A 23,181-nucleotide genomic window follows, 5' to 3' on the forward strand; every position below is an offset into this window, starting at 1 on the left:
ATAAGTAATAATTGTAAATTTACTATAAGGGGGCAGGTCTATTGAAGGTGATAAGGGATTCAAAAGTTAGAATTAAAAGTAAAAATAATAAGAGGGAGACTGATACTCTTGGTATCACAATGGAGCTTGAAAAGTCTTTATCAATTGGTGACCAGTTGGAAAAGGAGAGAAAAAATCTAAAGTCTAAGAAGAGAAGACAAGTTAGAGACCTGATTATTAGGCTAACCTTCATTGTGCTTATCCTAGTTTTGGCCATGTTTTTTCTCCATATAAATAAGACCTACGAGCCTAAGGCCTACACACAGCATCTTATAAAATCAGATTCAGAAATCAATATAATATATGATAAGGATGATAACCTAGTATTAAGTCCCTATAATAGGACTAATAAAGAAGCGATTATTATCTATCCTAGTAGTGGCATAGAACCTAAGGGTTATATTGGTATGGGAAGAAAATTAGCAAGTATGGGATATAAGGTTGTAATAGCTAAGATACCTATGAACTATCCTTTCTTTTCTTTCAATAAGGCTGATAAGATAATCAGTGCAAACCCCAAAGAGCTAAGTTGGTATCTAGTGGCTCACAACACAAGTGGTGAGGTTGCTGCCAAGGCCGCTACAGGAAATAAGAAGATAATGGGTGTTGTATTTATGGGAACCTATCCAATTAGTGAGGATCTAAGGGTGATAAATGAACCGGTCTTGACAATTTGGGGTACCAATGATGGAGTCTTGGACTTTTCAAAATTTAATACCTACAAGGCAAATCTGCCTACAGGTGCTAAATATCAGGAAATTGTAGGCGGTAATAATACTAATTTTGCTGATGTAGAAATAATTAGTAAGGATCATAAGGCTAGAATAAGTGTTGCCAGCCAACAGGACAAGGCTGTAAAAGCTATTGACAGATTTATACTTGGTATAAGTCGTTAGATATTTAATAATAGTAGATAATGTGGTCTATGCAAATAATTATTTAAATATAATTTTAAGTGAGGAGCTTATATAGTATAAGATTATCAAAGATTGATAGGATTAATAGAGGTACGTTTAATATAGAAAAATCAGATTGGTATAAATTTGGACTATAAAACTACAAAGGAGGTGTTTACATGGGGGATATGAAGCATTATAAAAGGGCTGAAGAATATTGGGACAAGCTGCTGGGAGACTATATAACTCTGGCTAGGTTCCCAAATGATTTTTTTAATGAAGATACAGGCAAGTTTAGCTTAATACAAAAGACCATTAAGAGAACTCCCTATGAAAACCTATTGAGGTACTGTGATGAAAACAGCCTATCGTTTGAAGCTGTTTTGGATACTGTCTTTGGTATAGTACTACAGAGATTTACCCATGAAGATGATGTTGTGTTCGGTAAAACAGACAAGTGGTTACCAATGCGTCTGAAAATAGATAATACAAATGTAAGGTTTATTGATGTATGCAGGCAGGTTATGGACCAGTCAACTGAGTCTAAGGAATTTGACTACTTTATGATGGCTCCTAGTGGCTTTAAAACAGGATTAAATGAAAAGTTAATAAACACCTTATTCATATATGAGGTAAAAAACGATAAGAATGTTTCGCAGGAAAATATGCAAAAAATAGATATCTATATGAAGGTTAGTATATCAAATGAAATGAGAATAAAGCTAGCTTATAAGCCATCTTTTTATGATAAGTCTACTGCTAGGAGCATCATTTACCTATTTAAGTATATCTTGACTCAGATTGTAAATAATAAAGATATAAAGATAAAAGATATACAGAGCATGAAGGAAGAGCATAAGCAGATATTTATAAGGAGTTTTAATGAAAATTTATTCGATTTTGATCCAAATATAGGCTATGTAGAGCTTCTTAAAAAACAAGTAGAAAAAACACCAGATAATATTGCTATATGTGACTATAAGGAAGAAATTACCTATAGGGAGATGGATAGGATTACCGACAAGATAGCAGGCTACCTAAACCATCTTGGTATAAGAAAGGGTGACACAGTAGCTGTCCTTCAGGAAAGGGACAAGAACGTCGTTATATCAGCCATATCCATATTAAAGGCGGGGGCAATATTTTTCCCAATAGACAAGACTAATCCAGATGAAAGGCTGGGATATCTACTTGAAGATGGTCAAACAAAACTAATACTAACCTGTGATAGTCAAATGCTTAGGATCGGAGAGAGACACTCAGGATATTCTGTTTTAGATATCAACAATCCGGACCTACTAGACCATGAATATCCTATGACACAAAGTAATGAACCTACTGATGAGGCCTATAGGATTTCTACATCAGGTACTACAGGAAGGCCTAAATGTATTAGTGTAAGGCACGAGAGTCTCTTGAATATGTGCTACTATTCAAATAACTATATAAGTGCTGATGAAAATGATAGGTGTGGTATATATTTGAGTTTTAGTTTTGATGCCATAATGAAGCAGATATTCCCATATTTATTAGTTGGGGCAAGTGTTGATATAATACCTGAAGTAAATAGGAAAAACGAGAGAACGGTAGAAGTATATTGTCAGAGGAAGGGGATAACTATTTTAGCCCTACCTGCAATCTTGGGCAAGCTATTTATGACAAATTGTCCATGTCCAGGTCTAAGAGTCCTACAGGTTGGGGGAGATAAGTTTAAAGGATATGTTGAAAGGACATACAAGATAATAAATGAATATGGTCCTGCTGAGTTTACAGTACTTTGTTCATCGTTTGAGGTAGATAAGTTCTATGAAAATGTACCAGTAGGCAAGCCTATATATAATACAGAGGCCTATATACTAGATAACAACAATAACGTCTGCGCTATTGGTGTACCAGGGGAGCTGTGTCTATCAGGCATACAGATAGCCAATGGATACCTTAACAAGGAAGAACAAAACAAGAGGTCTTTTGTAGATAACCCATTTAAGCATAACCAGTATACAGAGAAAATGTATAGGACTGGTGACTTGGCCAAGTGGATTGATGATGAAGGTACTATTTCCATATTGGGTAGGATGGACTCTCAGGTACAGATTAAGGGTATAAGAATAGAACTTTTTGAAATTGAAAATATGATAAATATGATATCAGAAATTAAAAATTCAGTTGTCATTAATAAGGAAGACAGGGATGGGGACACCTACCTAGATGCTTATTATGAGCCATTTGATGGATATTACCCACCTGAGAAGGTAAAAGAGTTTTTAGAGGAAAATCTGCCACCACATATGCTACCTAGGCATATAATGTGTTTAGACCATCTGCCAGTTACTCCAATTGGTAAGGTTGATAAAAAGTCTTTACCTATTATAGAAAATAAAGAATAATGATAAAAAAGGGGCCATTTAAGATTGACCCCTTTTAATATTTTATAATTAAATTTACACCAAACTGTTAAAGGCTACTTTCAATAAGCTTATCTAAAAGCTCCTGGTAGCTAATACCCATTGCCTTGGCACTCTTAGGAATAAGGCTTGTCTCCGTCATACCTGGTAGGGTATTTAACTCAAGAAGGTAAACGTCCTGGTCTTCAGTGATAATATAGTCAACCCTTACATATCCCATGCAGTTAAAAATTTTCCAACAAGTATTTGATGCTGCCCTTAACTTTTTATCTAGGTCAGGACTCAATTCAACGACCTCTTCTCTGGCACCGTTTGTAGTGGAGTACTTAGCTTCAAAGTCAAAAAACTCATTGTCAGAAGTTATCCTTATTGTAGGAAATACTTGTCCATTTAATATAAATGACGTATATTCTACACCTTTGACATATTTCTCTATTAGGACGATTTCGTCGTACTTAAGACCTTCTCTCACAGCATTTTCTACGTCTTTTCTCTCCTTGATGAAGAAGGTTGCCACACTAGAACCACCTGAGTTAGGTTTTATAAATACAGGATAGCCCATCTGGTCAATTAGGTCATAGTCAATTTCTTCTACACTCTTAACGCTAGTCCAATCAGCTGTCAAGAGCTTATTTTGTCTGGCTATAGTCTTAGTATAGTTTTTGTCCATTAGGATACCGCTAGTAAGTGGATTGCACCCGCAGTATTTGACACCCTTGGCTTCTAGGATAGACTGAATAGATCCGTCTTCACCAAACTTACCATGTAGGCCTATTAGGGCAATATCAATATCATTGTCAATTTTAAATACGTCTGTCATTTCATCTATCTGACAGTCTATAACTTCATACTTATTTCTATCTAAGTTATTTACCATAGCCTTACCTGATCTTAAGGATATTTCTCTTTCTGATGAAATACCTCCATATATTACTGCTACTTTCATATATTTCCTCCATAATTTTTCTAAAGTCTCCTATGGTCTATTATATATCTATGTCAGATACCATGCAAGGAAAAGAGCATAAAACTTGTCTATTTTTAGGTTTTTTGATATTATTAACTTATATAGGATTATTATAAACAGGACATGTGGCAATTGCCAGGAGGAAATATAATGAATGTAGAGATAATTTCAGTCGGAACAGAGTTACTTTTGGGCGATATAGTAAATACAAATGCCCAATACATATCTAGAGAGCTTGCTGCCATAGGTATAAATGTATATAGACAAATGACTCTGGGAGATAATATAGATAGACTAGTGAGGTCCTTTGGGATTGCCTTTGAGAGGGCAGATACTGTAATTACAACAGGAGGCCTAGGTCCAACTGGTGATGATATCACAAAGGAGGCCGCTGCCAAGTTCTTTGGTCAGGAAATGGTGCTTGACCAGGAGTCTTGGAAAATTATAGAAGATATGTGTTTAAGATATAACGTAAGCAAGGATAGGATACCAAAAAATAATATCAAGCAGGCAATGTTTCCAAGAGAGGCAGATATTATACCAAATAAAAATGGGACAGCCCCCGGAGCCATCTTTAAGAAGGATGGAAAGAGGATAATAGTAATGCCTGGACCACCGAGGGAGATGAAGGCCATGTTTAAAGATGCGGTATTGCCAATCTTGATAGATGAGAATCCAGATATATTCTTATCTAGGTATGTTAGGTTTTTTGGAATAGGAGAGTCTGGTCTAGAGATGGAGCTAATGGATATATTGAATTCCCAGACAAACCCAACAGTAGCCCTGTATGCCAAGGAGGGTGAAGTTCTTGTAAGAGTTACTGCAAGGGCAAAGAATGAAAAAGACTGCCTTAGCCTAATAGATAAAAAAATAGAGGAAATTAAGGCTATATCAGGTAAGTATATCTACATGATTGGTGATGATTCCATATCAGAAAGCCAGTCAGAAATGGAAAGGCTAGTTGGAGACCTACTACTAGAAAAGAAAAAAACAATAGCTGTAGCTGAGTCATGTACAGGAGGCCTGATAGCATCTTACTTAGTAGCAAATTCAGGTATATCTGACTCATTTATGGAGGCTTGTGTAACATATACTAATGATGCAAAGGTCAGGAGGTTGGGAGTAAGTCCTCAAACTCTTGATGAATTTGGGGCTGTTTCTAGCCAAACAGCAGAGGAAATGGCAATGGGTATAGCTAAAACTGCTGGTGCAGATATAGGACTTTCAACAACTGGCATAGCAGGTCCAGGTGGAGGAAGTGACAAAAAGCCAGTAGGACTAGTCTACATAGGCCTATACTACAAGGGGAAGGTTACCTCAATAAAAAGAGTATTCCCTGGAGATAGAAGAAAAATAAGGGAAAGAGCTGCAAGGACTGCCTTAAATGAAGTAAGGCAACTACTAGAAGGTGAATAGGAGGCATTTATGATAAAAGACATTTTTTGTGACCTAGATGGGACCCTATACAGAGACGGTATTAGCCCGAAAGATATAGAAGCAATAAATGAAGCCAGACTAAATGGCATTAATTTTAATATAGCGACAGGAAGAGTATACAAGCACAGTGTTAATATATTAAAAGAAGTAGCTAGTGGTGGATACTTGATATGCGAAAATGGATCGTATATATATGATCCAGATGGAAATTGTATACATAAAACTAGTCTTACAGATGAACAAATTAAAAAGATAATTGAAATATATAGGTCTCTGGATTATATTGATCCGTCTGATGATGTAATATACTTCAAGTATGAGGGTCAAATTATAATGACTAGAGATGGGTCATCTGCTGACTACTTTACAAAGGGCTATGAGGTTGATGAGTCCTTTATGGATAGGGACAGCTATGATAATAGGGTAGGAAATATAGGGATATTGAGTCCTGACAAGAATAAGTTAAATAGGTTGGTTGAAAGATATAGAGAAGAGCTAAATATGGATTTGGAGGTCTACTTATCAAGTGAAACTACAATCAATATAGTTCCAGCCCATGTTTCAAAATTTGAGGCTATCAAATATATTTGTAAAAAAGAAAATACTGCCTTAAATGAAGTTGTAACTATTGGCGATTCACCGAATGATATAAGTATGTTGAAAAATATTAAGATGAGCTTTGCCATGGACGATGCCATGGACATAGTTAAGGAAGAAGCGACATTTTCTGCTCCAAGTGTAGCAGATGCAATAAAGATGGTAATAGATTATAATGAGGAAATAGGAGGATAGGCTTATGGGCTTTAAGATTAATATGGACAATATGGACTTGATTTACTTCGTTAACTTCTATGACAAGAAGAACTATAAGAAGCTGATTATTTTAGGTGTAATCCTACTTTCTATTGGATTTTACTGTATTTCTAGAAAATCTGTTGGTATCAATATTTTTTCTTGGGGTATTGCCCTTTGCTTCTTATATGCTGCTTGGTTGGCATTTAAAGAAGTGAATGACTTGAATAAGTATGCACCAAAGAATCAGGTTAATTTAATGAGACTTAGGTCCCTAGCTTTTTTAGTACTTGCAGTACTTTTATTTATATTTCCTAGACAAGTGAATATGATCCTATCAATCTTGTTGGGAATATATTTATTGTATAAGGAAGTAAGATACTTCATGAAATGTAGGAAGTATGCAGGTTATACCTTTGGTACATGGGATATTATAAAGCTTATATTAGGCCTTATGTTGATAATATCTCCCCTATTTTTCACTAAATTTTTAGTCAGTGTACTATCATTTATTGCTATAGTTTTTGGCATTAGCTTTATAGTTGCTGGCGTAAGGTTGGTTAATAGTTAATGATGGAAAATAATGAGTTTAAGTATAAAATAGAAAATAAGCGCTACCATACATGGAACTATTATTTGAGACAAAAATTTGGGACAAAGGTATTTAAGGTCTCAATAAATGCGGGTTTTACCTGTCCGAATATAGATGGTAGTATCAGCTATGGTGGCTGTGCCTATTGTAGTAAGGATGGGTCTGGTGATTTTGCAGGCAACCCGCGAGACAATCTGGTAAAACAGTTCAAAGAAATAAAGGAAATGATGGAAAAGAAGTGGCCACAGGCAAAATATATAGGTTACTTCCAAGCCTTTACAAATACATATGCACCACTTGAGGTTCTTAAAGAAAAGTATGAAACCATACTAGACCAGGAAGGAGTCATTGGACTTTCTATATCAACTCGGCCAGACTGTATAGATGACCACATATTGGACTACCTAGATGATCTTAATAAGAGAACCAACTTATGGGTAGAGTTGGGCCTACAGACAGTTCATGATAAGACCTCTAATATAATCAATAGGGGGCATGGCTTAGATATATTTATTGACTGTGTCAGTAGGTTGAGGTCAAGAGGCATTGAAGTTGTAGCACATGTTATAAATGGCCTGCCCGGTGAAAATCATGATATGATGATGGAAACTATATCAAGGGTGGCCCAGATGGACGTACAGGGGGTAAAAATACACTTACTCCATGTAATAAAGGGGACTCCTATGGCCAATATGCTAAATAGGGGAGACCTAAAACTCCTGACTAAGGAGGAATATGTTAATCTTGTATGTGACCAGTTGGAAATTCTACCTCAAGAGATGATAATACATAGGTTGACTGGAGATGGCAAGAAGGAGGACCTAGTTGGACCAATGTGGAGTCTTAAAAAGTGGGAAGTCTTAAATGCTATAGATGATGAATTGAAAAGAAGAGATAGCTGGCAAGGAAAATTTTATACAAAAAATGTATAAAAATAATGAAAATAATTCAATTTTTTTAATAATTTATTAAGAAAAAAGGTATATAATATACTAAGAGAATGAGGGTGATTGATATGATGATGAAGTCTCATATAATTATATCGAAATCCTTGCTAGAAAATACTGACTCAAATAAACAGTTTTTCCTAGATAGCAAGAATTTTATATATGGGAATATAAAACCAGATATCGTATCTAAGTATAAATTGAAAAAACACTATTTAGACGAGTCCTATGATATGGTGAGACGAAAGATAGGCTTTTTATCTAGTTTAGATTTAGATAATATAGACCACTATTACACTAAGGCAAGTCTGTCACAGGAAATAGGGGTGGTGTGCCACTTTTTGACAGATTTTTTCTGCCTAGCACATAGTGAGAGGTGGGAATTCAAGCACAGTATGAAGATCCATATCCAGTACGAGAGAAACCTAACTAAGGTTGCAAAGGACTATAAGATAGTTAATGACAGACAACAATACTTAGATGGATTTGATGAGTTTTTTGATAAAATGTACTCAGAATACAAATCTAATGGTAAGTTTGAAGAAAATGACCTAAAGTATTCTACTTATGTTTGTAACACGGTTACAAACTATATTCTAGAGTCTATTTTAGAAAATACGGTCAGGTCGCATACAGTATGCTAATAGAGTTCGTATAAGCCTTATACGAACTTTTTTTATACATTGCTATTCTGGAGTATTGATTCATATTTATAATTAATCTAAAACTGAAACATAGAAGGTGATATAATGCAATATATTGAACATATCCTTTATTGGGCAGGAGATAATATAGTTTTATCCCTTGTCCTTGGATACTTGGCTGCCTGTATAGAAAGCTTTATACCAGCCCTACCAATTATGGCTATAGCGGCTATTAACGCAGCTATTAATGGACTTGTAGGAGGCTTTTTGGTATCATGGCTAGGCTCATGTACAGGCACAATAATAGTTTTTTTATTGGTAAAAAAGCTTGCCCATAAAGAGTTTTTCTTAAAGAGAAGGACTCAAAAGGTAGAAAATATAATAAATAAGATAGAAAGATCACAGTTTATGGTCATATTTCTTTTCTATACTATACCGGTTTTGCCTAGCTCTTTAATGACTATAGCAGCAGGATTTTGTAATATTAAATTGAAGGACTTTGTAGTGCCATTGATGTTTGGTAAGTTTTTAATGATGTTTTTGGCAAGCTATATTGGTAGCGACCTTGTCGGTTTTATACAAAGTCCACTAAAAATCCTTGTGGTAACGATAATAGTAGTTGGGTCCTACCTACTAGCTAATAAGATGAAAAGGGATATGGATAAAATTTACGAAAAGAGATATAAAGAAAAGAAATAATGAAAGTTTTAACTAGGAGGAGTCAAATGAAGAAACAAAAATATTATGTTGTTGTAAGGGGAAGGGTAAGAGGTATCTTTTTAAGCTGGGATGACTGTAAGGCGTCTGTTACTGCCTATCCTAAAGCCAGCTATAAGTCTTTTGAAGGAGCTCAAGAAGCCCTAGACTACCTCTTAGATGCTTTAGATAAAGAAGATAGTCAGTATTGTAAAGGGGAAAATCAGGAAGGTAGTGACACTATAATAAGAAGTAAAATTAGTGATTTTGAACTAAAAAATACAGAGGATAAACGAGTTAAGGATTATGAAATAGAAGAAAAAAAACATTTAAATATGGATAAAAATCAATATATAGAAAAAAATGATGAAAAAGACCCTATTTTTGGCACTATTGAAGCATATATAGATGGAAGTTATGAACATGCAAGTAAAACTTATGGTTCAGGTCTTGTCGTTTTAAAAGATGGAGAAGTAATCGACATGATATCAAACACAGGCCAGAACCCAAATTTTGTTTCAATGAGAAATGTTGCGGGAGAGATAGAAGCATCCATGTTAGCCATGAAGTACTGTATTGACAAAGGATACAAGGATTTATTGATATACTATGACTATGAAGGTATAGAAAAATGGTGTAGTGGCGAGTGGAAGGCCAACAAGGAAGGTACTATTTATTATAGGCAATTTTGTATTGAAGCTATGAAAAAAATCAATATAAGCTTTAAAAAGGTAAAGGCTCATAGTGGCAATAAGTACAATGACATGGCAGATAAATTAGCTAAACAAGCCGTTTTTATATAAGCTCAAACATTTTTTTAAAATCAAAAAAAACATTCCCAAAATTTATTTGAAAAAATTTCTAAAATTTAATTGCTAAAAGTGTCATAATTTGTTATTATATTAGTAGGATGAACATAATTTATGGAAATTATGATACAAATTATGAGTTTTTTGGGAAGGGATGGTGAAAATATTGAGAGACTTGTTAATTAAATTAAGTAGTTTTTGGAGTAGAATAATAAGACTTTTTGTATTTTCAGTTATTGTATCCCTTACTTTAAGTGCAACTATTTTGATTATGAACCTATTTTTAGGTGTACAGGCATCTGTAGTATTCTACAGGTATATTTTATTTGGTTCTACTATTTTTTTAACTCTTTCGCTTACCCTATATAAGGGTCGCAAGATGTTTGCACCAGTCAATAAGCCATTGATCAAGAGACTTGAACGTGAAAGGCTTGAAAGGGCAAGACAGAACAATAGAGAAAGAGACAGAAAGAACAATAGAGCTGCTTCTTAATTTTGACTTTAAAACACAACAGAGATGTTGTGTTTTTTTGTTTCTACAAAAGAGAGTTATACATTATTACTTTTCCTATAATATTTAAACCATCACAATTATCAAAAGGAATAACTATATCATCAAAACAAGTTTCATAAGTATCAGGACTAAATACATAGCATCTATTAACCTTATCCTTAAAGAATCTTTTGACACTGTATTCATAATTATAGGAGAAGACTACGATATCTCCACTTGCTAGAGAAGATGTTGAAACATTTGTTATAAGTCCTATCAAAGAACCATTTGGTATAACTTTGTTCATACTTTCTCCGTTAACCCTCATTAGAAGGAGATCTTTTCTACCTGCATATCTCCCAAGTAGTAGGTCAGGTATATTTACGAGGTCAAGGTCATGCTGGGCTTCAATTTCATTTGCTAGACCAGCAGATACACCTGCATCAACATAAGGGTAAGAGTTGATATAAAGGCTATCCTCTAAGTAGTCATTTAGTTTAGAACTAATTCTTTCCATACTGTCTGAATTGCAGGCCAACCATTCAGGGTTTACCTCTAATATGTCTGCTAGGATGAATATTTTATCTTGTTTGGGAAGATACTTTCCAGACATATACGAGCTAATTGTTCCCCTATTTATACCACTAAGCTTGGAGAGAGTGTATTGACTTATTGATTTATTTTTCATAGCGACTCTTAGCCTATCTATAAATAACTCCTTATCCATACCTATACCTCCTTGCACTTGGTGATTAATCAATCTGTAATAATATTATATCATATAGTTATGAAAACGCAACTACTTTTTTTAAAAAAATTTTTCTTTTTTTTTAAAAATAATCTATTATTTTAGTCAACTTCTATGTTATAATACTAAAATGATACTTTAAAAGTTACAGTTTGTTTATTAGGGTTTTATTTATAATCAGTAAATTTTCTGATTAATCAAAAATTTACTGCATAAATCACAATGTCTGCTTGAATATTTTTATTTATGTAGTATAATGAAAAAGGAGTAATATAATTGTTAGTGAGGTGGATATATGAATATATTTAAAGATCATAAAAAAGCAGTAATAATATCTGCAGGTGTTCTTATTGGTGTCTTGGTGCTGGGAACAGGTGCCTTATCTATGCAGGTAGCATCAGATAAGATACTAAAAGGTGTTAAAGTTGCTAACGTAGATCTAGGAGGCATGACAAAGGATCAGGCCTTAACAAAATTGGAATCATTAGATAATTTAAAAAATATAAAGATGTATTATGGCGACCAGTCGTGGAAAGTTTCAGCAAGTGATATTGACTTAAAAATTAATTATAAGTCTACTGTAGATTCTGCCTATAATTATAATAGGAAGAATGGTGTTTTTACAAATTTAGTTAGAACTCTACAGGCAGATTTTGGTAGTAAGTCCAATATAGGTCTTGATATGTCTTATAACGATGCCAAGCTTAATGACAGTCTTAAGCAGGTAAAGTCTAAGCTAGATAGTGAGGTAAAAGAGGCAACTTTGGATTATGACTACAAGACAAAGAAGACCACTATAGTAGCAGATGAACCTGGTAAAACCATGAACCTTCAGGCTTCACATGATAAGTTGGTCAAGAACCTAGCTGCTGATAAATTTGAGTCTGAAATGGTGGTTAAATTAGAGCAAGCAAAATTCACTAAGACTGACTTAAAGGGAATAGATACACTTCTTGGAGCTTATTCTACTGTATACGGTGGACTATCTTCAAGAAACTATAATATAGAAAAGTCTACAAAAGATTCAAGTGGAATAGTATTAAAGCCTGGTCAAGAGTATTCATTTAATGGATTGACTGGTGAAAAGACTATAGCAAGGGGCTATAAGGCAGCTCCAGTTATAGAAAGCGGTAAGCTTGTAATGGGTATTGGTGGAGGAGTTTGTCAGACTTCATCGACTATATTCAATGCAGCCCTTCTATCAGGTTTGGAAATAACTAACAGGAGAAGTCATACAATACCTTCTGACTATGTAAATATGGGTAGGGATGCTACTGTTTTTGATGGTAATCCAGGACAGGACTTAAAGTTTAAAAACCCATTTAAGCATAATGTATATATAAAGAACTACACATACGGAAGTAAGGTGATTTCTGAAATATATGGATCTTCAAGTGACTATAAGAACATTGATATAGCAACTCAGGTACTAGGTTCTTATGGTGGAGGAAGCAAGACTGTTTCAGACCCAAGTCTACCAGCCGGAGCTAGAGTAGTAGAAAAGTATTCTAGAGCAGGATATAATGTAGTTACATATAGACAGTTTAAAGATGAAAAGGGAAATGTTATTAAGTCTGAAAAGATTGGCTATAGTAATTATCCGGCCCAAGTAGGTGTCGTAAGGGTAGGTGCAGCTAAGGCCGCGAAGCCAGCCGCCAAGCCTGGTCAGACAGCAAAGCCTCAGCAGGCAGCACCAGCACCATCTCAGGGAGCGGGACAAGCAGGAGCAGGTGCATAATTTCCTTATATAAGATATGATATTTTTAATTTTGGCTAGCCGTAATGGCTAGCCATTTTTATTACAGATTATACTATGAATTCTCAATGTTGGAGAATTTACGTAAGTCTTAATGATTTGTACATATGTAAGCTTTAATTATAGTTTAAATTAATAATATATGATATAATAATACTGATTAAAAATGGAGGACGTGTGTTATGAGTAAAGAGTTGGCGCAATTGCTATTTCCAAATGTAGATAAGACAATAGAATATTATGAAGAACTTTATCCAGAAAGGAACTTAGATAAAAAGGCTAAGGTAACAAGGTTGGGACCTAGTCCAACAGGCTTTATACACTTGGGTAATCTTTATGGTGCCCTTGTAGATGAAAGAATAGCCCATCTTAGCCAAGGACCTATGCTCCTAAGAATAGAGGATACAGATGATAAGAGAAAGGTAGAAGGCTCTGAAGAGTTGATTATTAGGTCTCTAAAATTCTTTGGAATAGAATTTGATGAAGGTGTTAGCCTAGACGGTGAGAAGGGCATTTATGGTCCATATAGGCAGAGTGACAGGAGGGAAATATATCAGACTGCTGCTAAATACCTTACAGAAAAGGGATTCGCATATCCCTCTTTTGTATCTGAGGAAGAAATGGCCCAGATTAGAGAAGAACAGGAAAAGGCTGGAGTAAATACAGGCTACTACGGCGAATGGGCTAAGGATAGGGAGCTTACATTTGAAGATATAAAGGATAATCTTGATGCTGGTAAGCCATGGACCCTAAGATTAAAGTCTGGTGGGGATCCAGAGGTTGCAATGAAGTTCAAGGATGGTATCAGGGGAGAAATAAACGTTAGACAGAATAATCTCGATGTGGTTATACTAAAGCAGAATGGAATCCCAACTTATCACTTTGCACATGTAGTGGATGATCACTTTATGAGGGTTACTGATGTTGTTAGGGGTGAGGAATGGCTATCTACCCTGCCTATTCACTTAGAGCTATTCTTTGTAATGGGTTGGAGAAGGCCTAACTATAACCATACTGCCCACCTAATGAAGGTTGAGGATGGAAAGAAGAGAAAGTTATCCAAGAGGAAGGACCCAGAGCTATCTCTTGAATACTATATGAAAGCTGGCTACTTCCCTGAGGCGGTTACTGAGTACCTTATGACTTTGATGAATTCTAACTATGAAGAGTGGAGAATGAAAAATCCAGACAAGTCATATAAAGAGTTTGCATTTAAGACAAAAAATATGAGTTCTTCTGGGGCCCTATTTGATTTAAACAAGCTTAACGATATATCTAAGGATGTCCTAGTAAAGATGTCAGAAGACCAAATTCTTGATTTCATGATATCGTGGTCTGAAAAGTTTGATAAGGATGCCAACCAGCTTCTGGTAAAGTATAGGGATGACCTAAGGCGTCTGTTAGCAATAGGAAGGTCAGGAAAGAAGCCTAGAAAGGACCTTGTCAACTGTACTCAGATAATGGACTTTGTATCTTATTATTTTGATGAAGGGTTTAGCTATGTAGATGACCTACCTGAAAGAGTTTCTAAAGAGGATGCGAAGGTTATTTTAAGGGCATATTTAGATACATATAGGCAGGGAGATACTAATGAAGCCTGGTTTGAAAAGGTGAAGGAAATAACTGATTCAAATGGATTTACATCAAATAATAAGGCCTTTAAGAAGGATCCGGACCTTTATAAGGGTAATATAACGGATGTTTCTACAGCTATAAGGGTTGCTGTAGTTGGTAGGCAGCAGTCACCAGACCTGTGGAGTATCCAACAGGTTATGGGACATGATAGGGTGGTAGCAAGAATCGAAAAATATCTTGAGTCTCTTGACTAGGATTTTAAGTATATGCAATCTGCAAGCTTATATAAGAGGGATTTGTTAATATTAATTTAAAGATTCTAAAAATAATTCGAAGGAAATCAATAAATACGAATATTATGCTAGTGGTAACAGGTTGAAAGTTCGATATATTTCAACTTATTACCACTTTTTTTATAAAAAAATACGCATTTAGTCTTGCAAAAAAATGTAAATACGAATAAAATATAAGTATAAAGAAATTAATGTACGAAGACGTATGTATATTATAGATTTATAGAGGAGAGATGATATGGCAGGATTAAGAGAAGAATGTGGAGTATTTGGTGCTTTCGATTTTAGTGGTCAAGATGTAGCATCCTATATTTACTACGGGCTATTTGCCTTACAGCATAGGGGGCAAGAAAGTGCTGGTATTTCAGTTACTGATACAAATGAAGAAGGCAGGAACGTAATGTTTCATAAGGATAGTGGTCTAGTTAATGAGGTTTTTAACAAGGATGTATTGAGATCTTTGAAGGGGAACCTAGGCGTTGGTCACGTTAGGTATTCTACTGCTGGTGGAATCGGACGTGAAAATGCCCAACCTTTTGTAATCCACTATATGAAGGGGATACTTTCGATGGCCCATAACGGTAATCTGACTAATGCAGCAGAGTTAAAGCAGGGCTTGGCCACTACTGGTGCAATTTTCCAGACAAATACTGACTCTGAGGTAATAGCCTACCTTATAGCCAGAGAAAGATTACATACCCTATCTATACAGGATGCTGTCAAGTCAGCAGCCCAGAAGCTAAGAGGGGCATTTTCTCTTGTGGTTGGCAGTCCGTCAAAACTAATAGGTGCCAGAGATCCATTAGGTTTCAGACCCCTATGTATAGGTAAGAAGGATAGTATATACTTCCTGAGCTCTGAATCAGCAGCCCTAGATACGATAGGGGCAGAGTTTGTTAGGGATGTTGAACCAGGTGAAATTGTAACGATTGTAGATGGACAAATCTATTCAGACTGGATACATCATGCGGATATAAAGTCTAGGTGTATATTCGAATATATATATTTTGCTAGAACAGATAGTATAATTGATGGACAGAGTGTTTACTCATCAAGGGTCAAGGCTGGCAGTATCCTAGCTGACAAGTATCCAGTAGAGGCTGACCTTATTATTGGTGTTCCTGAGTCAGGCCTAGCTGCTGCAATTGGATATTCGCAGGGCTCGAATATACCATATGGCATGGCTTTTTACAAGAATAGCTATGTAGGTAGAACCTTCATAAAGCCAAAGCAGAATGAAAGAACTGCAGGTGTACAGGCTAAGCTAAATGTAATTAGGGATGTAGTAAAGGGTAAGAGGATAGTCATGGTAGACGACTCTATAGTAAGGGGGACTACTATAAGAAATATTGTAATGATGCTAAAGGATGCGGGTGCCCTAGAAGTACATGTAAGGATCAGTTCTCCACCATTTAAACACCCATGCTACTATGGTACAGATGTCCCAAGCAGTGAAAACCTAGTAGCTGTAAATAATACAATTGAAGAAATTAGGGAGAGTATAAATGCTGATTCCCTAGGTTTCTTAGATATTGAGGACCTTGGTCAGCTATGTCCTGGACTCGATTATTGTGACGCTTGTTTTACAGGTAAGTACACAGGTGGAATACCAAGTGACCCAACAAAAACAAGTTCATGCTCTAGTAAAATAGTATAAAGAGTATAGAAGGAAGGAATAATAAACCTATCGAAAAAATAAGCTGATAGGTATAATTAGCCATTTATAGACAGTCTAAGTTACATTGTAGCTTGGGCTGTCTTTTTATACCAATATTGTATGTTAAAAGATGTATTATAAAACGTATTAGTTCACTAGGGCCAAAAAATTGGTCTGATTTTTAATGATATGATATAATAAAAAGACAAGTAGATAGGTAAATAAATAATAAAAATAAATATGAATATAGGAAGGAGACCTATATGATATTAGTATTGGCAGAAAAACCTTCAGTAGCCAAGACTATAGCTGCCTTTCTAAAGGCAAATGCTAGAAAAAATGGTTATTTTGAGGGAAATAATTATATAGTAACATACGCAGTTGGCCACCTTGTATCTCTCTTTGATATGAAGGACTATGATAAGGACAAGTATTCGGGTTCGTGGAAGATGGAAAATTATCCCTTTATACCAGAGTCAAAATTTAGGTTTAAGGTGGACAAGGACAAGGATAAGCAGTTTAAAATAGTTTCAAGTCTGATTAATAGAAATGATGTTGAATATATAATAAATGCAACAGATAATGACAGAGAAGGTGAGCTTATATCCTTCCTGATTTTTATGATGGCCAAAAACACTAAGCCCGTAAAGCGTATATTGGTTAACGAATGGACACCTGAAGATATAACTAGGGGACTTAATGACCTAAAAAATGATGAGGATATGAGGAACCTACAGGCGGCTGGTTATACTAGGTTAATCACAGACTGGCTAATAGGTATTAACTTTACCTGTGCAGCAACTCTAAAATACGGTAATGGCAAGCTTTTAAATATTGGTAGGATAATCCTACCTACTGTGAAGTTAGTATACGATAGGCATATGGAAATAGAGAATTTTGTGCCAGAAAAGTACTATGAAATTGAAGGGAAATTTAGGGCAAAAAATGGAGAATATAGTGGTAAGCTGATATTAGATAAGGAAAAAAAGATGTCAGATCAAGACTTAGCTAAAGAAATTATATCTAAAATTGATTCAAATATAGGTGTCATAAACTCAAAAGTAGTAACCAAATCAAAGGAATATGCACCTAAGCTCTTTTCATTAACTTCACTACAAGGATTTATCACATCAAAATACGCAAGCTTTACATCTGATAAGGTCCTAAGCATATGCCAAAATCTTTATGAAGGAAAGGGTAAGGGAGGATACATAACTTACCCAAGAACTGATTCTGTTTACCTAGAGGAGAGTTTGGTTGGTAAGGTTGAAAAAACCCTCAATATAATTAAAAAGGGTCATCCTTGCGAGGCCAATATCAAATTTTCGAAGTCTAAGAGGGTTTTTGATTCATCTAAGGTTGAAAGCCATAGTGCCATCATACCTACCTATATTATACCTCCTAATAGTCTATCAAAGGATGAAAGTATAGTATATGAGGCAATAAGGGATAGGTTTTTAGCAAACTTTATGCCACCGGCTGAATATGAAAATACAGAGATAATTACTGATGTAGATAAATACAAATTTCAATCAAAGGGAAAAGTCTTAAAGGTGATGGGCTATTTAGATATATACGGTAAGTCGACCAGTGGAAATTTATTACCCCTAGTTGAAAAGGGCGAGGAGGTCGACGTTTTATCTGTAAATCCAGTGGAAAAGGTAACTAACCCTCCAAAGCCATATACTGAGGATTCACTTCTAAAGGCAATGAAAAATTGTGGTAAAAATGTTCCAGAAGATGATACTAGCGTCTTATCTGGCTATTCTATAGGTACTTCTGCAACAAGGGCAGATGTCCTAAAGAAGATTGGCCAGGTCGGTTATGTTAAAAAGAAGGGGAAGAGTTATTCCATAACAGACCTAGGCATAAACCTTGTTGAGATATTTCCTGTTGAAGACCTATTTGATGTCGACTTCACGGGTAAGTTAGAGAAGAGCCTCTTCGACATACAAAAGGGTAACTTCAGTAGGAAGGACTACCTAAATATGATATGTAAGTTTATATATGATAATGTAAACAAGATAAAGTTTGGACCAAGTAGGCCTATTAACACCGATAAAATAGTATATAATCCAAAGACTAAGAAGTTTGTCAAGGAGTCAAGTTTTAAGGCAAGGGGTTCTGGAACGAATTCGGGGAATCCTAAGGCCAATAAGAATACCCTAGAAAAAGGTGAAAAGATTTCAAGCTCTGAATCAAGGGCTCCAAAAAAGACTAAGGAAAAGACTTTAGACCAAGAAACAGGTTTAGAAATAATAGCTGTATGTCCAGAATGTGGCGCTAGTGTCTTAGAGTCACCAAAGGCTTTTTCTTGTAAAAATTATAGACAGTGTGGCTTTACCATTTGGAAGAATGACACTCAGTTGGCCTCTTACAACAAAAAACCTAATAAGACCATGGTTAGGTCACTTGCAAAGAAGGGAGAAGCAAGCTTGAAGGGTCTACAAGGTATAGATGGTAATAAGTTTGAAGCCAAGATTAGCTATACTATTGGAAATGACAGGGTCCTAAGGTTGAAAATTGAGGATAGGTAGGACCATAGTTTTTAAGTCGACACTTAGACATTAATTCCTCTGTCCATTATTTATGCTTTATAACTTTGACCATGAAGGTCCATATATGGTATAATGAGGGATGAATTTTTAATAGAAACAGATTTGGAGGAAAAATGTCAGAAAATGGATTAGCAGGACTAGGTTGTAACCTAATAGTTCCTGATGAAGATAAAAAGGATTTAAAGGAAATAGAGAAAAGTATAACTAAAAGGTATAGAAAAAAACTTTGGTCGAAATTCATAAAGGCTATCAAGGCCTATAACCTTGTAGAAGAAGGGGATAAGATTGCTGTAGCCATATCTGGTGGTAAGGATAGTATTTTGATGGCTAAGATGTTTCAAGAGCTTAAAAAACACTCACCAGTTAACTTTGACGTGGTTTATATAGGAATGGACCCTGGCTATCACGAGACTATAAGAGAGATCCTACTTGATAATTCAAGATATTTGGAGATACCAATCCAGGTATTTGATTCTCAGATATTCGAGGTAGCTGATAGGATAGCCAGTGACTACCCATGCTATATGTGTGCAAGGATGAGAAGGGGCGCTCTTTATGGCAAGGCTGAAGCCTTGGGCTGTAACAAGCTAGCCTTAGGTCACCACTTTGACGACGTAATAGAAACTACAATGATGAATATACTTTGCTCAGGTAACTTTAAAACAATGTTGCCAAGATTAAAGTCAACAAATTTTGAAGGCCTTGAGCTAATTAGGCCATTATACTATATAAGGGAAGAAGATATAATTAGGTGGGTTAAGTATACTGGCCTTGCACCTATAAATTGTGCATGTACAGTTGCAGCAAGCAGGACGGGCAATAAGAGATATGAAATAAAGGATCTTATAAAAAGCCTTAGCGAAAACTTTGCTAATGTAGAGAAGTCTATATTTAAGGCTGCAGAGAATGTAAATATCGATTCCCTACTAGGTTGGCAGCTAGAAGGAGAAAAGCACTCATTTATGGAGAGGTTTGATAAGGATAATTCAGGTGACTTTGAGTAGGAGACCAGGAGGTGGTTACATGGAATATTTTGAAGATGAATATGTAGTAGTGGATTTAGAAACTACTGGCTTGAGTCCCTTCAATGGTGATGAAATAATTGAAATAGGTGTAACTGAAATCAGGGGAGATAAGATTCATAAAAACTATTCTAGGCTTGTAAAACCGAATGGCTTTATACCTAGTATTATAACGGAAATTACCAATATTACAAATGAAATGGTTGAAGATGCCCTGCCAATTGAAGAGGTATTACCTAATTTTAGGAAGTATATAGGTAATAGGACTATAATAGCCCATAATGCAAAGTTTGATGTAGGATTTTTAAACTATTATTTAGAAAAGATGAACCTAGCTCCAATAGATAAGTATATTTGTACAGTGGAGATGTTAAAAAAGAATAAGGAATACAAGGGTAAGAATAAAAAATTGCAGACTGCCTGCGACTATTATGGTATTTTAAATGAAAATGCCCACAGAGCAGATTCTGATACCCTTGCAACAGCTAAGCTATTTATGAAAATAAGGCTGTCTATGTAAGGGGAGGTATTTATGGCTGACAATAATGATATAAATAAGGTGAGACGAAAAAGGGTTGGATCTACTAGTTCAGCTAGACCAGGTCAAACTAGGTCTAGTAGGGACCAAGTTAATAAAGAGGTTCGTATAAAAAAACAGGCTGGTAGTGGAGATAACTATTACGAAGAAAGCTCTAAGCTAGTCGACTTTAATTCCAGGAGAAAGAGGACCTCTGATACCTATACTGAAGCTAGGGAGAGGGGTACCTATAGTAGGAGAAGGAGCTCGTATGATGAAGATTATTATGATGACGACGATTACTATGATGACTACGACTATGAAGAAGGTGGACCATCTAGGTTAAGGGGAGTTCTAAAGAGGCTAATATTAGTTGTTCTTGTTATTTCCATAGTCGGTGGATCAGCAGGTTTTTTATACGTCAGGAGTGTAGTAAGTGACATGCCTGTACTGACTAAAAAAATGGTTAATGAAAGCTATATAAATAAGGAGCCAGTTGCCCTTTCTAGGATACCAGCCAACCTACAAAAGGCTGTTGTAGCTATAGAAGACCATAGGTTTTATGACCATAAGGGGGTTGATTATAGGTCCTTTGTAAGGTCTATATTGAACAATCTTACTGGAGGGTCTACACAGGGGGCTAGTACTATAGATATGCAGGTTTCCAAGAACCTATTAACCAGCAACGAAAAAACTATTAAAAGAAAAATTCAGGATATGCATAATGCACGTGAACTTAATAAGATAATGACAAAGGATGAAATCCTAGAGGCATACCTAAATAATATATATTTGGGCAAGTCTGCATATGGAGTTCAGGCAGGTGCCCACCTTTATTTTGGTAAGGATGTATCAAATCTTACCTTTGGTGAGTGTACTATGCTTGCCGGTATAACCAACAATCCAAGCCTATATCAAAACTATGAACAGGCCAAAAAGAGGCAGGCAGCTGTCCTACTTAGGATGTATAAGCTTGGTTATATAAAGGAAAATGTCTACAAGGCTCAGATGTACAGGGATACGCCATTTAAGTCTGAGATTGACCAATAGTAAATATAGTTTGATTAAAATTGAATTTAAGGATTAGAAATACCAAGGGTAATATATTTCTTGGTATTTTTATGATAAAAATACTATATATTAAAGAGGTAGACCACAAGTCTATAAACTAGTGTCTACCTCTTCTTAAAAACTAGGCAATTGACCTAGTCTATGATTTTATTTTACTCTTCTCCTGTAGCAATCTTATTATCGTCATAGCTTATCCAATCTGAGTAGCTACCTGGATAAATCTTGTAAGGGATATCAATCTTGTCAAGGGCAAGAGCATTTACCATTAGAGATATGCCAGAACCACAGTAAAGGATAATTTCCTTCTTAGGATCAAGTTCTTTGAAGCGTTCCTTTAGCTTTTCATCACTGATATATGATGACTTTGTCATGTCATCTAGATTTAAGTTATCCATAAAGAAATAGTTTTTAGCGCTAGGTATATGACCAGCAACCTTGTCAACAGGCTCTTCAAGACCTAGGTATCTTGGGTGTGACCTAGAGTCTATTAATATTGTATTTTCATCATATAATTTAGACTTAACATATTCCATATCAACCATGAAAGAAGTATCAATTTTTACGTCAAAAGGTTTATCAGATTTTTGTGGCTTTCTTTCTTCAGTTTCTATCTGGCCACCATTAGCCTTGTAGGCAATTAGACCACCATCTAAAACAAAGGCATTGTAAAAACCTAGGTTGTTTAACTGGAAGACAAGTCTACCAGCACCCTGAAGGTCTCCATCATCATATGTAACGACAATAGTATCATTGTCTATACCAAAGCCCTCTATGATAGCCTTTAGTTGGTTACGATCCTTAAAAGGATGTCTACCGCCGTGCTGGCCAACTGGGTCAGTCAGATCCTTTTCTATATTAATCAAGTAAGCATCCTTAATATGTCCTTCCTTGTATGAATCAATACCATAAGTCTTGTTCATTAGGTCAAACCTACAGTCAAGAACAACAAGCTTTTTGTCACTCTTCTGTAGTTCAAAGAATTCTCCAACACTAATAAGTCTTTTCATAATAACATCTCCTTTTAAATTACATATCATTTATGAATAATATTAAAACTGGATTAGTTTTAATCCCCCTTTACCTTGAGTATAACATAATTGTTTTATTATGTATACAATATGAGACCCTAATATTGATAATTTTTAAATTAATTAATTTATCTATATCATATGAAAACAAACATTTTCCACTTGCCCATATTTTTAAACATTGTAGGGCTTATAAAGGATAATTTTACCCTAATAAGGGTCATATTTTTTATAAAACA

20 protein-coding genes are annotated in these 23,181 nt (G+C 35.4%); 17 read left to right on the plus strand and 3 right to left on the minus strand.

All coding sequences use genetic code 11. The features are described from left to right. Window positions 1-47: 47 nt before the first annotated feature. Window positions 48-935 (plus strand): alpha/beta hydrolase, encoded by an 888-nt coding sequence (locus ACW6OJ_RS00320; RefSeq protein ID WP_456095459.1) that lies wholly within the window; start codon window positions 48-50, stop codon window positions 933-935. 179 nt (window positions 936-1,114) lie between these two features. After that, on the plus strand, window positions 1,115-3,322 hold the full coding sequence (locus tag ACW6OJ_RS00325; RefSeq protein WP_293429764.1) for an amino acid adenylation domain-containing protein: 2,208 nt from the start codon (window positions 1,115-1,117) through the stop codon (window positions 3,320-3,322). Window positions 3,323-3,389: 67 nt separating this feature from the next. On the opposite strand, the gene ACW6OJ_RS00330 is transcribed toward ACW6OJ_RS00325, so the two are convergent. Then, window positions 3,390-4,286: a D-alanine--D-alanine ligase gene (locus ACW6OJ_RS00330; RefSeq protein ID WP_456095440.1), complete on the minus strand. Its 897-nt coding sequence runs from the start codon at window positions 4,284-4,286 to the stop codon at window positions 3,390-3,392. Between the two features lie 171 nt (window positions 4,287-4,457). Between ACW6OJ_RS00330 and ACW6OJ_RS00335 the strand changes: the two genes are divergently transcribed. The 8 genes from ACW6OJ_RS00335 (at window position 4,458) to ACW6OJ_RS00370 (ending at window position 10,717) form a co-directional block, all read left to right on the plus strand. Beyond that, entirely contained in the window at window positions 4,458-5,723 is a 1,266-nt protein-coding gene (locus ACW6OJ_RS00335; protein ID WP_456095441.1) for a competence/damage-inducible protein A, read from the plus strand. 9 nt (window positions 5,724-5,732) lie between these two features. After that, complete coding sequence (locus tag ACW6OJ_RS00340) at window positions 5,733-6,536, plus strand: HAD family hydrolase (protein WP_455103841.1); 804 nt, start codon at window positions 5,733-5,735, stop codon at window positions 6,534-6,536. Between the two features lie 4 nt (window positions 6,537-6,540). Then, window positions 6,541-7,107: a DUF308 domain-containing protein gene (locus ACW6OJ_RS00345; protein WP_314495295.1), complete on the plus strand. Its 567-nt coding sequence runs from the start codon at window positions 6,541-6,543 to the stop codon at window positions 7,105-7,107. Further along, complete coding sequence (locus tag ACW6OJ_RS00350) at window positions 7,107-8,060, plus strand: TIGR01212 family radical SAM protein (RefSeq protein WP_456095442.1); 954 nt, start codon at window positions 7,107-7,109, stop codon at window positions 8,058-8,060. The genes ACW6OJ_RS00345 and ACW6OJ_RS00350 overlap by 1 nt, the downstream gene beginning before the upstream one ends. 83 nt (window positions 8,061-8,143) lie before the next feature. Continuing rightward, entirely contained in the window at window positions 8,144-8,719 is a 576-nt protein-coding gene (locus ACW6OJ_RS00355; RefSeq protein ID WP_314495299.1) for a zinc dependent phospholipase C family protein, read from the plus strand. 105 nt (window positions 8,720-8,824) lie between these two features. Beyond that, complete coding sequence (locus ACW6OJ_RS00360) at window positions 8,825-9,418, plus strand: TVP38/TMEM64 family protein (RefSeq protein WP_455103843.1); 594 nt, start codon at window positions 8,825-8,827, stop codon at window positions 9,416-9,418. A gap of 26 nt (window positions 9,419-9,444) precedes the next feature. Further along, a complete protein-coding gene (locus ACW6OJ_RS00365) occupies window positions 9,445-10,218 on the plus strand; it encodes a ribonuclease H family protein (protein WP_455105540.1) in 774 nt (257 codons plus the stop codon). A 163-nt stretch (window positions 10,219-10,381) separates the two neighbouring features. Then, entirely contained in the window at window positions 10,382-10,717 is a 336-nt protein-coding gene (locus ACW6OJ_RS00370) for a hypothetical protein (protein ID WP_314495306.1), read from the plus strand. A 43-nt stretch (window positions 10,718-10,760) separates the two neighbouring features. Here ACW6OJ_RS00370 and ACW6OJ_RS00375 read toward each other — a convergent pair whose 3' ends face one another. Continuing rightward, a complete protein-coding gene (locus ACW6OJ_RS00375) occupies window positions 10,761-11,444 on the minus strand; it encodes a LexA family transcriptional regulator (RefSeq protein WP_455105541.1) in 684 nt (227 codons plus the stop codon). A 316-nt stretch (window positions 11,445-11,760) separates the two neighbouring features. On the opposite strand from ACW6OJ_RS00375, the gene ACW6OJ_RS00380 reads away from it, so the two are divergent. The 7 genes from ACW6OJ_RS00380 to ACW6OJ_RS00410 all read left to right on the plus strand — a co-directional run bounded on the left by ACW6OJ_RS00380 (window position 11,761) and on the right by ACW6OJ_RS00410 (window position 21,893). Further along, a complete protein-coding gene (locus ACW6OJ_RS00380; protein ID WP_455105542.1) occupies window positions 11,761-13,203 on the plus strand; it encodes a VanW family protein in 1,443 nt (480 codons plus the stop codon). 200 nt (window positions 13,204-13,403) lie between these two features. Continuing rightward, complete coding sequence (gene gltX / locus ACW6OJ_RS00385) at window positions 13,404-15,050, plus strand: glutamate--tRNA ligase (RefSeq protein ID WP_456095443.1); 1,647 nt, start codon at window positions 13,404-13,406, stop codon at window positions 15,048-15,050. A gap of 277 nt (window positions 15,051-15,327) precedes the next feature. Then, window positions 15,328-16,746 carry an amidophosphoribosyltransferase gene (gene purF, locus ACW6OJ_RS00390; protein WP_456095444.1) on the plus strand — a complete coding sequence of 473 codons (1,419 nt, stop codon included), beginning with the start codon at window positions 15,328-15,330 and terminating at the stop codon, window positions 16,744-16,746. A gap of 263 nt (window positions 16,747-17,009) precedes the next feature. Next, complete coding sequence (locus ACW6OJ_RS00395) at window positions 17,010-19,283, plus strand: type IA DNA topoisomerase (protein WP_456095445.1); 2,274 nt, start codon at window positions 17,010-17,012, stop codon at window positions 19,281-19,283. Between the two features lie 134 nt (window positions 19,284-19,417). Then, window positions 19,418-20,308: a tRNA 2-thiocytidine biosynthesis TtcA family protein gene (locus ACW6OJ_RS00400; RefSeq protein WP_314495318.1), complete on the plus strand. Its 891-nt coding sequence runs from the start codon at window positions 19,418-19,420 to the stop codon at window positions 20,306-20,308. A 19-nt stretch (window positions 20,309-20,327) separates the two neighbouring features. After that, on the plus strand, window positions 20,328-20,846 hold the full coding sequence (locus tag ACW6OJ_RS00405; protein ID WP_456095446.1) for a 3'-5' exonuclease: 519 nt from the start codon (window positions 20,328-20,330) through the stop codon (window positions 20,844-20,846). 12 nt (window positions 20,847-20,858) lie between these two features. After that, window positions 20,859-21,893 (plus strand): transglycosylase domain-containing protein, encoded by a 1,035-nt coding sequence (locus ACW6OJ_RS00410; RefSeq protein ID WP_456095447.1) that lies wholly within the window; start codon window positions 20,859-20,861, stop codon window positions 21,891-21,893. A gap of 173 nt (window positions 21,894-22,066) precedes the next feature. Here the strand turns inward: ACW6OJ_RS00410 and ACW6OJ_RS00415 are convergent, their stop codons facing one another. After that, entirely contained in the window at window positions 22,067-22,921 is an 855-nt protein-coding gene (locus ACW6OJ_RS00415) for a sulfurtransferase (RefSeq protein WP_456095448.1), read from the minus strand. Window positions 22,922-23,181: the final 260 nt, after the last annotated feature.

The sequence above is a fragment of the Peptostreptococcus sp. genome, from assembly GCF_977045075.1.